9 protein-coding genes and 1 pseudogene are annotated in these 15,572 nt (G+C 59.7%); 3 read left to right on the forward strand and 7 right to left on the reverse strand.

Going from position 1 to position 15,572, the window contains the following annotated elements:
- Nucleotides 1-34: 34 nt before the first annotated feature.
- Nucleotides 35-1,507: a nucleobase:cation symporter-2 family protein gene (locus SIK97_RS08195; protein ID WP_032718844.1), complete on the reverse strand. Its 1,473-nt coding sequence runs from the start codon at nucleotides 1,505-1,507 to the stop codon at nucleotides 35-37.
- Between the two features lie 512 nt (nucleotides 1,508-2,019).
- Between SIK97_RS08195 and ygfT the strand changes: the two genes are divergently transcribed.
- Together ygfT and SIK97_RS08205 are read left to right on the forward strand one after the other, a co-directional pair.
- Nucleotides 2,020-3,960: a formate-dependent uric acid utilization protein YgfT gene (ygfT, locus tag SIK97_RS08200; RefSeq protein WP_319610929.1), complete on the forward strand. Its 1,941-nt coding sequence runs from the start codon at nucleotides 2,020-2,022 to the stop codon at nucleotides 3,958-3,960.
- Nucleotides 3,957-4,433, forward strand: coding sequence for a 4Fe-4S dicluster domain-containing protein (locus SIK97_RS08205; protein ID WP_014229768.1), 477 nt, complete (start codon nucleotides 3,957-3,959; stop codon nucleotides 4,431-4,433). The genes ygfT and SIK97_RS08205 overlap by 4 nt, the downstream gene beginning before the upstream one ends.
- A gap of 104 nt (nucleotides 4,434-4,537) precedes the next feature.
- Here SIK97_RS08205 and ssnA read toward each other — a convergent pair whose 3' ends face one another.
- Nucleotides 4,538-5,869, reverse strand: coding sequence for a putative aminohydrolase SsnA (gene ssnA / locus SIK97_RS08210; protein ID WP_192845387.1), 1,332 nt, complete (start codon nucleotides 5,867-5,869; stop codon nucleotides 4,538-4,540).
- A 2-nt stretch (nucleotides 5,870-5,871) separates the two neighbouring features.
- The gene (gene ygfK, locus SIK97_RS08215) at nucleotides 5,872-8,976 is read right to left on the reverse strand and encodes a putative selenate reductase subunit YgfK (protein WP_057174091.1); all 3,105 of its coding nucleotides are present in this window, start codon (nucleotides 8,974-8,976) and stop codon (nucleotides 5,872-5,874) included.
- Nucleotides 8,977-9,777: 801 nt separating this feature from the next.
- Here ygfK and SIK97_RS08220 point away from each other — a divergent pair.
- A pseudogene (locus tag SIK97_RS08220) lies at nucleotides 9,778-10,554 on the forward strand (XdhC family protein); the annotation flags it as partial.
- Between the two features lie 112 nt (nucleotides 10,555-10,666).
- Here the strand turns inward: SIK97_RS08220 and arcC are convergent.
- From arcC to dpaL, 4 genes are all read right to left on the reverse strand, one after another.
- Nucleotides 10,667-11,599 (reverse strand): carbamate kinase, encoded by a 933-nt coding sequence (arcC, locus tag SIK97_RS08225; protein WP_014229764.1) that lies wholly within the window; start codon nucleotides 11,597-11,599, stop codon nucleotides 10,667-10,669.
- Nucleotides 11,600-11,611: 12 nt separating this feature from the next.
- Nucleotides 11,612-13,018: a dihydropyrimidinase gene (gene hydA, locus SIK97_RS08230; RefSeq protein WP_057174092.1), complete on the reverse strand. Its 1,407-nt coding sequence runs from the start codon at nucleotides 13,016-13,018 to the stop codon at nucleotides 11,612-11,614.
- 50 nt (nucleotides 13,019-13,068) lie between these two features.
- Complete coding sequence (locus SIK97_RS08235) at nucleotides 13,069-14,280, reverse strand: YgeY family selenium metabolism-linked hydrolase (protein WP_004851906.1); 1,212 nt, start codon at nucleotides 14,278-14,280, stop codon at nucleotides 13,069-13,071.
- Nucleotides 14,281-14,343: 63 nt separating this feature from the next.
- The gene (dpaL, locus tag SIK97_RS08240) at nucleotides 14,344-15,543 is read right to left on the reverse strand and encodes a diaminopropionate ammonia-lyase (protein ID WP_014229762.1); all 1,200 of its coding nucleotides are present in this window, start codon (nucleotides 15,541-15,543) and stop codon (nucleotides 14,344-14,346) included.
- Between the last annotated feature and the right edge of the window lie 29 nt (nucleotides 15,544-15,572).

The raw sequence follows: 15,572 nt of genomic DNA on the forward strand, positions 1-15,572 counted from the left end.
GTGATCAAGGCAAACAGGAGTCTGGTGAGCATCATTACCCCTCCTGCGCTTCTTCAGGCTGTCTCTCCTTCTGAACTTTGCGCAGCAGGAGCCACATTCTGACGGTTCTGACGGCCATGTTGCGCGCCGCCGAGCTTGGCGGGGCCGGATCGGGGACCGGCGTTTCGTGGTTAACGCGGAATGGCACGCTGCCGTTGAGGGTGAGGTTGGCGACGATAGCCGTCAGGGTGCCAATCGTAATCCCGCTGTGCAGAAACAGCTGAACCATCGGCGGAAACTGGGTAAACAGATTGGGCACCAGCACCGGCATCATGCCGAGGCCGAGCGTTAATGCCACCACCATACCGTTATTATTGTTGCGGTAGTTGACCTGTCCCAGGGTACGAATACCGGACACCGCCACCATACCGAACATGACAATGCCCGCGCCGCCGAGGATCGGTTTCGGTATCAGCACCACCAGCGCCGCCATCCTCGAGAACACGCCCATCAGAATCAGAATGATGCCGGAGACCGACACCACAAAACGGCTGCGCACCCCGGTTAAACCGATCAGGCCGACGTTCTGCGCGAAGGCGGCGTAGGGAAACAGATTGAAGAAGCCGCAGATAGTGGTCGCGATACCGCAGGTGTTGAGGCCGTTGCGCAGCATCTTCGCGTCCACCTTTTTCCCGACGATATCCCCGGTCGCCATCATCGAGGACATGGTTTCCACCATCACCACCACCATCACCATCGACAGCAGGGCGACGGGGATAATATGAAATTCAGGTTTGGCGAAGGGCATCAGGGTCGGCAGATGGAGCCAGGGGGTGGCGTGGACGAGGCTAAAGTCGAGAGGCTTAAAGCAGCTCCAGAGTACGGTGCCGATGATAAGACCGATCAGCACCGACGTGTTTTTCACGACGCCGGAGGCAAAGGTGTAAATATTGAGAATAATCACCAGCGTGATTGCCGCCATCAGCAGCGAGAAGGGGGCGCCAAAGCCGCTCATTTCGCTGCTCCCGCCGCCAATCCACCCGCCTGCCACCGGCATAATAGACATGCCGATAAGCGTGACGATGCTGCCCATCACCACCTTGGGAAAGAAGCGGATGAGCTTGCTAATCCACGGCGCGCAGCAGAGGATAAAAATACCGGACACGATCACCGCCCCGGAAATACCGCCGATCCCGTACTCCTTACCGATCAACACCATCGGGATCAGCGCGGCGAAGGTACAGCCCTGGATAAGCGGCAGCCGACAGCCGAGCCACTTACCGACCCCCAGCGACTGCACGATGGTGGCCGCGCCGCAGATAAACAGGTCGGCGCTGATCAGTAAAATAATGTGCTCCGGCGGGAGCCCTACCGCATTACCCACAACGAGCGGAACCGCCACGGCGCCCGCGTACATCACCAGCACGTGCTGTAGCCCATAAAGAATCATTTGCGTAACGGGTAAAATTTCATCGACCGGTGCGGTCGAGCTCCCGTTTTGTGAGGCGGAATTGGCGATATCTTTCATGAAGTTGTTATCTCCTGTACGACTTCACTCCGTATAAACATGAACAGAGTCGAAGTTACGATTCGAAGGCCGCTGCCTCCCTGAGCCGATGCGTTCATCAGCGTGTTGCGCGCACGAGAAGTAATATGCGTAAGCTGTGCCAAAAATAAGCGCCTGGAGAATTGAAGGAGATTTGTGTGAAATAACTCACGAGAAAAAGGCGGGAATATCGACGCGCTGCGAAACTTCTCAAATAAATCTCGTGGTGAATAAACGCGCGCTATCACATTGAGACAGGGAGCGTCTCATTTTGGTATCACGCGCGATACGTTGAATTATCAACATGATTAAACCCTGAGTGCGGAGAATAATTTTTGTTCAGCGAGAGCGGATATATATCGCGCCGCTAAGCGGGAGTGGGCCTGTTTTTTTGAGACGGCTCGCAAAAATAAGCACCATATGAATACCCTGAACAAAAGCGCCTGATTATTGCATTGCTTCCCGGTGAGTCCTGGAATAATAAAGGGAAGCAAATGAATAAATTTATTGTTGCCGATTCTGCAAACTGTATTGGCTGCCACGCCTGTGAAGTGGCCTGCGTCACCTCTCATCGCCAGGACAGCTGGCCCCGGCAGCGCAGCGACTTTCTGCCGCGCATTCGGGTGTTCTTCCACCGCCACGCCAGCAGCGCGACGACCTGCCGCCACTGCAACGACGCCCCCTGCGTCGGCTCCTGTCCGACCCAGGCGCTGCGCGTGGCGAACGACAGCGTTCAGTTTACAGAGGCGCTGTGCATCGGCTGTAAAAACTGCGTCATCGCCTGTCCCTTTGGGGCCATTGAGATGGTGGCCAACGATGATGACGCGCCGCAGCTGGCGCAGAAATGCGATCTTTGCAGCCAGCATCCTTCCGGTCAGCAGGCGTGCGTGGCCAGCTGTCCAACCCAGGCGCTGCAACTGATGGATGAGGCCGCCGTTAACCGGCTGCGTAGCGCGCGGCAGATTCGCTCCGCGCTGGAAACCCCGCTGGGCGCCGTTCGCGGCGCCAGACGCAGCGCGATACTCAATAAACCTCCGCGGGTGGGGGCGAAAAAAGTGCCCGCCGATGACCGCATGCAGCACTTCGGCGAAATCTATCAGCCGCTGAGCGAGTGCGATGCGGAGTATGAGAGCGAACGCTGTCTCTACTGCGCGCAGAAAGCGTGGTGTAACTGGACCTGTCCTTTACATAATCATATTCCCGATTTCATCCGCCTGGTGAGCGAGGGCAAGATTATCGAGGCGGCGGAGTTGTGCCATCAGAGCAGCTCCCTGCCGGAGATTTGCGGCCGCGTCTGTCCGCAGGACAGGCTGTGCGAAGGGGCCTGCACCTTAAAGAACGAAGGCGGCTCGGTCGCCATTGGCAACCTTGAGCGCTATATCACCGATACCGCGCTGGCGATGGGCTGGCGACCGACAATCGGCAAAGTAGCCCCGCGCCCGGAGCGGGTGGCGGTGATTGGCGCCGGGCCCGCCGGACTGGGCTGCGCCGATATTCTCGTGCGCGCGGGCGTGCACGTTGACGTGTTCGATCGCCATCCGGAAATCGGCGGCCTGCTGACCTTCGGTATTCCGCCGTTCAAGCTGGATAAAAACGTGCTTGAGAAGCGACGCGACGTTTTTAGCGCCATGGGCGTCAATTTTCATCTCAACCAGGAGGTGGGGCGCGACGTGGCTTTTGCCGATCTGGTGAAAAACTATGACGCCGTCTTCCTTGGCGTGGGCACCTACGGTCTGATGGCCGCCGGCCTGGAGGGAGAGAACGCCCCCGGCGTGATTCAGGCCCTGCCGTTCCTGATTGCCAGCACCCGCGAGGTGATGGGGCTCGAAGAGAGCCCTGAGTATCCGCTGACCGACATTAAGGGGAAACGGGTGGTAGTGCTTGGCGGGGGAGATACGGCGATGGACTGCCTGCGCACCGCCGTTCGCCGCGGCGCAGCGAGCGTGACCTGCGCCTACCATCGCGATGAGCTGAGCATGCCCGGGTCGAAAAAAGAGGTGGTGAACGCGCGGGAGGAGGGGGTGAAATTTGAGTTTAACGTGCAGCCGCAGCGCATTCAGCTCAACCGCAAGGGGCAGGTCTGCGCGGTGGAGATGATCCGCACGAAGATGGGCGAGCCGGGCCCGGACGGCCGCCGCCGGCCGCAGCCGATCCCGGATTCCGGGTTTGAACTTAAAGCCGATGTGCTCATTATGGCGTTTGGCTTTCAGGCTCACGAGATGCCGTGGCTGCGCGGCCACGGGATAAAGCTGGACCGCTGGGGGCAGATAGTGACCGGCGGCAAAGGGCGCGGAACGACGCAAACCAGCCATGACAAAATCTTTGCCGGCGGCGACGCCGTGACCGGCGCGGACCTGGTGGTTACCGCCATGGTCGCCGGGCGGCAGGCGGCCAGCGAGATGTTGATGCAATTCACGGCCCGGGAGGAGATATGACTCGTTTTATCGTTGCCAGTTCGCAGGCCTGCATCGGCTGCAGGACCTGTGAGGTAGCATGTGCGCTGGAACACGTGGCGCCGGGGGCGGAGTTTCATCCCCGCCTGAAGGTGATGCGCCTCGACGAGCTTAGCGTGCCGGTGATGTGTCATCAGTGCGAGAATGCGCCCTGCGTGGGCGCCTGCCCGACCGGGGCGCTGAGCATGGGGGCGGAGAAAGTGGAGGCCGACGGCGGGCGCTGCATTGGCTGCCAGAGCTGCGTGGTCGCCTGCCCGTTTGGGGCGATTACCATTGAGGTGGAGGCCGGTGTGACGCCGGTTATCGTTAAGTGCGATCTTTGCGGCACCCGGGAGCGCGGCCCCGCCTGCGTTGATGTCTGCCCGACGGCGGCGCTGAGTATCATGACCGAAGAGCAGCTCAGCGCGCTGCAAAAGCAGCGCAATATCGCCACCGCCGCGCTGCTGTCGCTGTAAACCTCGCGCCCGGCGGCGCGGAAGCTGCCGGGCAATTTCATACGCCCGCGTTCTGTCAGCAAAAAAAACCGGCCTGCCAGGCCGGTTTAGCGTTTTTACGCGGGCTACGCGGGGAGCGCATCCATTCGCGCCCACATTTTTTTCGCCACTTTCTGCGCTTCGCGGAATATCGGCCCGCAGTCGAAGCTGAACTGGCGATCCTCGTAGATCATCACGCCGTTCACCATGACGCTGCGCACGCTGTTTGCCCCCAGGCCGAAGGCGATATGTCCGGCGATGTTTTCCGCGATAAGCGGCGTCGGCGCCATATAGTCGCAAATGGTGAGGTCCGCTTTATAGCCCGCCTCAAGGCGGCCAAAGCGGGCGTTGAAGTTGCGATTCAACAGTTCATTGCCGTTGCTCAGCGCCTTCGCGAAGCTGTCCGGCCACAGCGGCCCGCCGGCGTCGCGGTGTTTAAAGAAGGCAAACTTCATCTCCTCGAACATGTCTGAACCGATGCCGTCGGTGCCGAGCGCCAGATTGCGCATCTGCGGCAGGCGGGGGTTGTAGCCGACGTGGTTGTTCATGTTGGAGCGGGCGTTGTGCACCAGGAAGCCGTCCTGCGCGTTGAGTAGCTCGACGTCGGCATCGGAGATGTACAGGCCGTGGGCAATCAGCGTCTTACTGTTGATAAGGTCGAACTCCGCCAGCCGCGCCAGAAGGTCCTTGCCGTAAAGGTGATGGCTGTGAGAGACATCGTAGCGGTCTTCCGCCGCGTGGATATGCAGGCCGCGGCCGGTGGCTTTTAGCGCTTCGCGCAGCATCGCCAGACCCTCATCCGGCACGGTGAACGGCGCATGGGCGCCGATATGGGCCTCGACCAGATAAGGCTGGTCGCCCTTTTCGCGCGCGGCGTCGATCTCTCTGGCGAAGCGAATGTTCTCCTCAACGCTGTCGCGCAGCTCGCGGCTGCCAAAGTTACGGTCGGTGGTTTCGAAGCAGGTCATCCCGCGCAGCCCGATTTTGAGGAAGGCGTTGCGCAGCTGGCTCAGGGAGCCCGCGATATAGTGGGGCGACGCATGATGATCGACAACCGCCGTGCAGCCGCTGCGCACGGCCTCCATGGCGCAGATCAGCCCGCTGTAGTAGAGCGACTCTTCGTCCAGCGCCCGGTCAAGGCGCCACCACAGGTTTTTCAGCGTGGAGATAAAGTCCGGGCTGGGGGCGATATTGGCCTGAATCCCCCGGGACAGGCCGGAATAAAAGTGATTGTGGGAGCAGACCATGCCGGGCATCACCAGCTGCCCGCGCATCTCTTTCACCTGCGCCTGCGGATAGCGCTGGCACAGGCCGGGGCCGACAGCGAGAATTTTATCATTCTCAATGGCGATATCGACGTTCTCCCACACTTTCGCCGGATAGATCTGCGCGGCGGTGGCATTTTTCAGGATCAGGATACTCATACTTCAACGCCTCCCAGAAGATAGCTTTGGTGCTGATGAATATGGCTTATGATGCGGCACATGGCGTCCAACTGGGCCGGTACCTCGTTAAACTGGCCGCGGTCGTTAATTTCCAGCTGCCACGTCTGGCCGTCCTGACGCACTTTGACGCTGGCGCCCGCGACGAAGAAGCCCGGATTGGTGCTGTTGACAAAATCCTGCTCCAGGCTGAACACGGTGATTTTGTCTTTATACGGTTTTCCCTGCCACGGGCAGAACTGAGCGCAGTTGCCGCATTCGTTGCAATAAGCATCCAGATGCAGGGTCTGGAAGCGATTCTGGAAGCCCGGCACGGCCACGGAAATATTGGCGCGGTTCGGACAGACGTCGACGCACTTGCTGCACACGTAGTTGCACTCCAGGCAGCGGCTGGCTTCCTGCTCGACAAAAGCCTCGCGCTGGTTTTTATCCACCAGCGTGACGGCGATGGCGCCTTTACGCTGGTACACCTTCGCCGGATCGACGTTGTTCCAGACTTTGTTTCCGTAGCTGCTGGCGATATTTTCCCGGGCCAGGATCGCGTCCGTGGCCCGTCGCGCGTTGCCGATAGCGGAGACGATAGAAGAGGGGCCGCGCTGAACGTCGCCGATCAGGAAGACGTTCGGTTTGCTGGTCTCGCCATCGGCGTTGACCACCGGCCAGCCCTGCGGGTCGAGTGGGATCCCCATTGCCGACAGCGCTTCGCCGTCCTGCTGCTCGCCGATGGCGGTAATCAGAGAGTCGACTTGCAGGGTGCGAATCTCATCGGTTTCCACCGGGCGGCGGCGGCCTTTCTCATCCGGCTCGCCGAGCTTCATGACGCGTACGACGAGCGTCCCGTCGGCGTTAAACTGTTCCGGGTTGCATAGCCACTCGAAGTCGACGCCGTCGAGCAGCGCCTCATCGTACTCTTCGCGCCAGGCGGGCATCTCTTGCTGCGAGCGGCGATAGACGATGGTCGCGCTCTGCACGCCGGGCACGCGCAGCGCCGCGCGGGCGCAGTCCATGGCGGTGTTGCCGGCGCCGACCACGGCCACGCGTTTGCCCAGGTTCAGTTCGGCGCCGCGGTTAAACTCGCGCAGGAACTGCAGCGACTTATGCACGTTCTGGTTATCGCCGCCCAGCTTCACGCCGCTGTTTTTATCGGTACCGGTGCCGACCAGCACGTAACGAAAACCCTTTGCCTGCAGTTTTTCCACGCTCAGATGCGGATCGCAGCCGTACTCAATTTTGACGCCGTGGGCGACGACAAAATCGATATCGTGCTGGATAAGCTCGCCGGGAATGCGGAACTGCGGAATGATATTCTTCACCACGCCCCCGGCGCTGGCTTCGCGTTCAAAAACCGTGACCGGATGCCCGGCGCGGGCGAGGAAGTATCCGGCGGCGAGACCGGCAGGGCCCGCGCCGATCACCGCTACCGGGTGCCGGGAGCCGGATCCCGCGGGCTTATGCCAGCGGCTGCGGTACTCGTCCCAGCCTTTCTCCAGCGCCACTTTTTTCAGCTCACGGATGTTGAGCGCGCTGTCGTAATCCAGACGCGTACAGTTGTACTGGCACTGGTGGTCGCAGATATGACCGGTGATGGCCGGCAACGCGTTGCGCTGATAAATCAGCTCCAGCGCGTCGGCGTAGCGATGCTCGCCCAGCAGGCGGATATACTCCGGAATATCCTGCTTGATGGCGCAGGCCGTCACGCAGGGGGCGACGTAGCAGTCCAGCAGCGGCAGCGGCTCGCCGGTATCAATGCGCTCTTCCGGCTTCCACTGTTTCTGGGTGTAGTCCATGCTCACCGCTTTTTCCGCCAGCGCGTTGAGGCGCTCGACGTCGATCTGCGTCATGTTCCAGCCGTCGGCTTTCTCCAGCTCGCGCATGCACTCGCTCAGGCGCAGATATCCTCCCGGCTTCAGCAGGTCGGTGGCCATAGTGATAGGGCGAATGCCGGTGTCGAAAATCTCGCGAATGTTGAGCTGGCTGGCGCCGCCGGAGTAGGAGATCGGCAGCTTGCCGTCAAACGCCCGCGAGAGCAGGGCGGCTACGTTGATCGATAGCGGGAATAGCGCGCGGCCGGACATATACATTTCATCTCCCGGCAGCGCTCCCTTGTTGTTGACGGTGCCGAGGGTGTTGGTCAGCTTGACGCCAAAACCGAGGCTGCGCGCTTTCGCCAGCGCCATCAGGCGCGTCAGCATCTCCAGCGCCCGGTCGATCTTAAGGTCATGGTCAAACGACGCTTCGCTAAGGCCGATATAGCCGAAGCCGCAGGCGTCAAGGATCTGGCGAACGCGCGGATAGCCGAGCAGGGTCGGGTTGAGCTTCACAAAGGTATTGAGATTTTTCTCCGTCAGCATATAGCGGCAGATGGCTTCGATCTCGTCCGGCGGGCAGCCGTGCATGGTTGAGAGGGTGACGCCCTGAACCAGCCTGGCCGGCACGCGTTGAGCCAGATTGTCCAGCCCGTCTTTGCGCGCGCAGGTTGGCAGGCTGTCGATAAAGGTTCTATTTTGCAGCCAGCGGTTCAGGGTGTCGCGGTACTGGGCGAATTTAGGATGGGCGGAAGCGTCCATCATGTTGTCGATAAATTCCTGCATTGGCGGCTGCTTAATACCGTCAAGGTTGTAGCCGACGCTCATATTGAAAATAAACGACTTGCTCTCTTTATGGGTGCCCAGCGGAAAGACCTGCTCCAGCAGATGCAGCGTGAACCAGGCTTTCAGGTACTCATCCCAGGCTTTTTTGAGGGTAAATTCGGTGGACCACTCGGTGTTGAAGCACTCATCTTCGGCATCGATGCAGGGCTTTTCCAGCTCCAGGCGGTCAAGGATCTGTACGGTTTTCAGCTCGATAAACCGCCCGCCGGTTAGCCAGGCGGTAATAATGTTCTGCGCCAGCTGGGTATGCGGCCCGGCTGCCGGGCCGAGCGGCGTCGCGCAGCTTTCGCCGAATACGCCGATCGACCGCTGCGCCTGCGGCGTATAAAACTGTTGCTCGGGGATGCCAAAAATAGTCCGCTGACTCTGGTACTCGTCGAAAATGCGCGTTAAAAGCTCCTCAAACGGCACGGGACGCATTATATCTCCCATAACCCTCTCCTTAGATATCATTGTAAGATCGACATTGCCGGTGGTAATCATCCCGACGGATAACGAAAGAGGAGCAACAATCACACCAGTTATTCAAACCGCGGCGGTAGAATAATTAATTTGTGAACCAGGTCGAAACTCGACGCGAATGCGTGAATAATTCCACAGCGGGGAAATGAGAACTCAAATCAATACGCTTTATCATTCGGCGAGATTTCTCAAAATCAGATCCTGAATATCAGAATGATAATTTATGCCGGCCGTTCGGCGGTGATTTCAGCGGGCGGCTTTCTTTTATCGCGGCGACAGAGGAAATATTCGGCGTAGGATCCCTGCCGCAGCGTCATTACGGCTAACGAAATGACCTGTCTCACAATTTGCGATGAAAAACGGCGGCTAAGTATAAATATTGCATAGTCGATACGGGTCGCTGCGACGCTATTTCAACGTCGGGTAAACTCTCAAACTGAGAACCCGGGGAAATATCGCAGATAAACAAATATACCCAAAATAATTCGAGTTGCAGGACAAAACGGTTAACCGTTTTGAACAGCGCTTGCGCTGGCCCTGAAAGGGTGAGTCCCGTAGGGGCGAATCACGCGGCAACGCAGTGAATCCCCAGGAGCTTACTCTAGTAAGTGACTGGGGTGAGCGACAAATCTGCCGGGAGCAGATTTGAACGTCGCTTGCGACGGCCCGTGAGGGCGAGGCCCATGGATGGGCCGAGTAATCCGTAGCCAACGCACATGCAACTTGAAGTATGAAGGATATAGAGCCGTAAACATCGCCTTTGAGGTTAGTATGAATATTTTTGCAGAAGCAGCACGACTTGAGGAGCAGAATCGCCCCTTTGCCCTGGCGCAGATTGTCGAAAGTCGGGGCTCCACCCCCCGACACTCCGCTCAGATGCTTATTCGGGAGGACGGTTCGATTGTGGGCACCATCGGCGGCGGGATGGTGGAGCGTAAAGTCATCGATGCGGCGCTGGAAGCGCTGCGCGAACGGGCGTCGCGAATGTTTCACGGCCGCATGGCGCGCACCGGTAGCGACGCCGTGGGCTCCGACTGCGGCGGCGCGATGTCGGTTTACATCAGCGTGCACGGCCTGCGCCCGCGCCTGCTGCTGGTCGGCGCCGGGCACGTCAACCGCGCGGTTGCCCACGCCGCGGCGCGGGTGGATTTTGACATCTGCGTTGGCGATATCTATTCCGCCAGCCTTTGCCCCGACGCTTTTCCGCTTTCGGCGCGGCTGGTGCACGCTGCCAGCTTCACGGACGTAGTGGAGGCGATGGCGGTCCGGCCGCAGGATTTCGTGCTGATTGCCACCAACAACCAGGATCGGGAGGCGCTGGACAGGCTGATAACCCAGCCGGTGGCGTGGCTGGGGCTGCTGGCCAGCCGGCGGAAAGTGCAGGCCTTTGTCCGCCAGATGCGGGAAAACGGCGTAACGGAGGCGGATATCAGCCGTCTGCGGGCGCCGATTGGCTATGACATCGGCGCCGAGACGCCAAACGAGATTGCCATCAGCGTGCTGGCGGAGATCCTGCAGGTGAGAAACGGCGCGCCGGGGGGGCTGATGAACCAGGTGAGGCAAGCGTGCCAGCCGGATTGTCTGGCTGAGGCGGTTGAGGTCTGAGCTTCTGCGAGGGGAAATGTTGCCGGGAGGTTCCCGGCAACCCGTGGCGTACAGCTTATTGGCTAATAATGGTGCCCGTTTTTCCTTCAATCCCCTCTTTGGCTTTGCTCAGCATCGTGATCAGCGCTTTACGCCCCGGCCCTGAGCGGGCGAAGGCGGCGGCGGCTTCCACTTTTGGCAGCATTGAGCCTTTGGCAAAGTGCCCCTCTTCGATAAAGCGTTCGGCATCGCGCAGGGAGAGGTTATCCAGCCACTGCTCGTCAGGTTTACCGAAGTTGATCGCCACCTTTTCTACGGCGGTGAGAATGATCAGCAGGTCGGCGTCGATCATCTCCGCCAGCTTCGCGCTGGCCCAGTCCTTATCGATAACCGCGCTGGCGCCGCGCAGATGGTTACCCTCGCGAATCACCGGAATGCCGCCGCCGCCGACGGTGATCACCACGTGGCAATCATCCATCAGCGCTTTTACCGTTTGTTTCTCGATAATATCTACCGGCATGGGCGAGGCGACGACGCGACGGTAGCCGCGCCCGGCGTCCTCTTTCATGATGTAGCCGTTTTGGCTCAGCTTTTCGGCCTCTTCTTTGCTGAAGAACGAGCCGATGGGCTTGGTCGGATTAAGAAATGCCTTATCGTTAGCATCCACTTCCACCTGGGTTATCAGGGTCGCCACCGGGATATCCAGCTGGCGCGTTAGCAGTTCTTCACGAATCGCGTTCTGCAGGTCGTAGCCGATGTAGCCCTGGCTCAGGGCCACGCAGACCGACATCGGCAGCATGGGCGTATGGGCCTCGGTTTTTGCCGCGGCCTCGAAGGCCTGGTTGATCATGCCCACCTGCGGACCGTTGCCGTGAGTGACCACCACCTGGTGGCCAAGGGCGATAAGATCGACGATCGTCCGGGCGGTGTGTCGTACGGCCTGCATCTGTCCGGCGAGATCGTCGCCCAGCGCATTCCCGCCGAGAGCGAGAACAATTTTTTTACTCATAGCTTCCTCTCATTACGTTTCTGTTCCGCTGACGGCCTGGTGAGCGGTGGAAAAGGGTTGTCGGCGTAAAAAGCGGCCCTGTCCGGCGATGCCGGTAAAGGTGCCGTTATCAAAGATCACTCTGCCGTGGGAGAGCGTCTGGCGAATCGCGCCCTGACAGATAAAGCCTTCATAGGGTGAATAGTCGGCGTTGTCGTGCAGCATGGCATGACGGATGGTGGTGGTACGCTGCGGATCGATGATAACCACGTCGCCATCGGCGCCGGGCGCCAGCAGCCCCTTCTGCGGCCACAGGCCAAACAGCTTCGCCGGGTTGGCGCTGGTGAGCGCCACAAAGCGCTCAGGGGTGATGCGCCCGGTCATCACGCCGTGCGAGAACAGCAGCAGCAGCCGGTTTTCCACCCCCGGCAGGCCGTTCGGGCAGCGGCTAAAGTCGCCGCCGGAGATCTGCCTGCGCTGCTGCGCAGAGAACGCGCAGTGGTCGGTGGCGACCGTGTCAATATCTCCATCATGGATACCGCGCCATAGCGCATCGTTGTTGCTGGCGTTGCGCAGGGGAGGGCTGAGCAGATAGTTAAGCGCGTCTTCGCGCTCGTAGCAGCGCTCGTCCAGCAGCAGATACTGCGGACAGGTCTCCACCCACACCGGCTGGTGGCGTCTTCTGGCCAGGCGCAGGTACTCCAGGCCCAGGGCGTTGGAAAGATGCACGATATACAGCGGCGCGTTTCCCGCCAGCTGCGCGAGGTTGATCGTTCGGGCGATGGCTTCCGCCTCGCACTCCAGCGGGCGGCTCAGGGCGTGATAGCGCGGTGCGGTTTTACCGGCGTTGATAAATTCCGCCCGGCGCAGGGCGATGGCGGCATCGTTTTCCGGATGCACCGTCGTCAGCGCGCCGGCGCGCTGCAGGTGGCGCATCGCCTGCAATATCTCATCATCGCTGAGTTTGTACTGGTAGGTCAGATAGAGCTTAAAGCTGCTGATGCCGCTATCCACCATCATCGGGATCTCGTCGAGAATGCCGTGGTTAACGTGTTGGATAACGCCGTGAAAACTGTAGTCGATAACGGCTTTATAGGCGGCGTAGCCGCGATAGACCTCGAACTGGTGGCGCAGGTGGCAGCCGACGGGCCCGAAGCCCATATGATCAACAATTGTGGTGGTACCGCCGCAGGCCGCGGCCCGGGTGCCGGTAAAGAAATCATCGCAGCTGCGGGCGAGCCCCACATCAATATTGAAATGCGTATGAACGTCGACGCCGCCGGGCATCACGTAGCAGCCCTCGGCGTCAATCACTTCGCAGGGTTGTTCTGCCTCAATAGAACTGGCAAGGCGCTTGACGAGGCCATCTTCAATGAGCAGGTCCTGCTTTAGCTGTCCGTCGGCGTTGACGACGAGGCCATTTTTAATCAGTACGCGCATAGAAACCTCAACATACCGCCGCAGAGCGCGGCGGCAGACAGGACGAACAATTACTCCGTGGCCAGCCAGCTCAGCGGGATAGCGGCATACATCGCGGCGCAGGTTACCAGATGCGATTTCCAGGTTTTCTCATTCGGCGCATGCGCCTCCGGCTCTTTCCCAGGCCCAAAGCCGATAACCGGAATGCCGTGGCGGCCCATAATGGAGACGCCGTTGGTGGAGAAGGTCCACTTATCCACCACCGGCGCTTTGCCGAACAGACCTTCATAGGCGTTGCTCAGGGCGCGAACGGTGAAGTGGTTCTCTTCCACTTTCCAGGTCGGGAAGTAGCATTCGGTCGGGTAGACCAGGCCGGTCCAGGAGGGGCGTTCGTAGTTGTACATCGAGACCACCGCGGCGGCTTTTTTCACCGCCGGCAGCGCGCGGATCTCTTCCAGCGCGCCTTCCCAGGTTTCGCCCCAGGTCAGACGGCGGTCAATGGAGACGGCGCAGCTATCCGCTACCGCGCAGCGGCTCGGCGAGGTGAAGAAAATCTCGGAAACGGTCAGGGTGCCTTTGCCGAGGAACTCGTCATCGCCCAGCTTGTGCGAAAGCTGTTCCAGCTCGGTGAGAACGGGCGCCATTTTGAAGATGGCGTTATCGCCGCGCTCCGGGGCGGAGCCGTGGCAGCTGACGCCCTGAACCTCCACGCGGATCTCCATACGCCCGCGCTGGCCGCGGTAAATCTGGCAGTCGGTAGGTTCGGTGCTGACCACGAATTCCGGACGTATACCGGATTGTTCAATAATGTACTGCCAGCACAGGCCGTCGCAATCCTCTTCCTGAACGGTACCGGTCACCAGCAGGGTATACTCATCTTCCAGGCCCAGATCTTTAATGATTTTACCGGCGTAAACCATGGAGGCCATTCCGCCCTCCTGGTCAGACGCGCCGCGTCCGCCGATCAGCTCATCGGTCTCCATACCTTCGTACGGATCGAAGTTCCAGTTCTTGATGTTGCCAATGCCGACGGTATCAATGTGCGCGTCCATGGCGACCAGACGCGGGCCGTGGCCGATGTAGCCCAGCACGTTACCCATCGGATCGATTTCCACTTTGTCGAATCCGACTTTCTCCATCTCCTCTTTGATACGGTGCACCACGCGCTTCTCATCGCTGCTTTCGCTGGGGATGGCGATCATATCGCGCAGGAAGCGGGTCATCTCTTTTTCGTATTGTTTTGATTTTTCCAGGATCGCGTTGAACGGAATTTGCTTAGCCATAAGGATGTTCTCCAGTTCTGAATACGGGGGTCCCGCCGGGCGGGAGGAATGTTGATCAATCGGCTACTGCGCGGCCGGATGTTTGCCTTCCCAGACGACTTCGCGATAGTGCTTAACGTCGGTGTCGCCTTCGGTGCTAATCACCAGCACCACGGAATCGCTATCCAGCTTGAGCTTGTGCATCAGCGCTTCGCGCTGCGGATGGAAATGAATCGCCGCCAGCAGGCCGAGACCGACGGCGCCGGATTCGCCGGAAATAACGCGCGGATCCTGGCCCGCCGGGTTTCCCAGCACCCGCATGCCGAGGGCGGCGACGGCGTCCTGACAGGAGACAAACTGCGTGGCGCAGTTGCGCAGCACTTCCCAGCCCAGCGGGTTGGGCTCACCGCAGGCGAGACCGGCCATAATGGTGGCCATATCGCCGCTGACGTTGACGATCTGGCCCTTTAGCGCAGAGCGGTAGAGACAGTCGGCCAGCTCCGGCTCGACGATAATGGAATGGAGATGCTTCGCGCCGTAGACATCGGCCAGGTAGCCCAGCACGCCGCCCGCCATCGCCCCCACGCCGCCCTGCAGAAGCACGTGCGTCGGACGGGCGATACCCATTGAGGAGAGCTGTTCTACCGTTTCATCGGCGAGGGTGGCGTAGCCCTGCATAATCCAGGTCGGAATTTTCGTGTAGCCTTCCCAGGCGGTGTCCTGCACCACCTCCCAGCCGTTTTTCTGCGCGGTCTGCATGGTAAAGCGGACGGTGTCGTCGTAGTTCATGTCGGTGACGATACACTCGGCGCCGAGGCGCAGTATGGCGTCAACCCGCTCCTGCGCGGAGCCTTTCGGCATATAGATGACGGCGTTCTGGCCCAGCTGGCGGGCTGCCCACGCCACGCCGCGGCCGTGGTTGCCGTCGGTCGTGGTGGCGAACGTCATCTTCTCTTTGATGCTGGATTTGAGCGTTTCGAAGGAAAGATCGTTGATATCTAAATGATATTTTTCACACAGCAGTCGGGCGATAGCATAAGAGCCGCCGAGCATTTTGAAGGCGTTGAGGCCAAAGCGCCGGGATTCATCTTTAACGAGGATTTTTTGTACCCCAAACAGCGCGGAAAGTTCGTTCAGCGCCACCAGCGGCGTGGGCTGATAGCCGGCGATCTTTTGATGAAAGCGGCGAGCCTGCTGCGCCTGCTGGCGTGAAAACAGCGGTGAAATCTCTCCGTTAAAAAAACGGTTTTCGGCAATATCCATTTTCAGTGAGAAAGCAGACATACTCGATCCTTATCCTTTTTGAAATGCGA

The sequence above is a fragment of the Klebsiella sp. JN_Kp126 genome, assembly GCF_033843325.1.
GTDB classification, from domain to species: domain Bacteria; phylum Pseudomonadota; class Gammaproteobacteria; order Enterobacterales; family Enterobacteriaceae; genus Klebsiella; species Klebsiella michiganensis.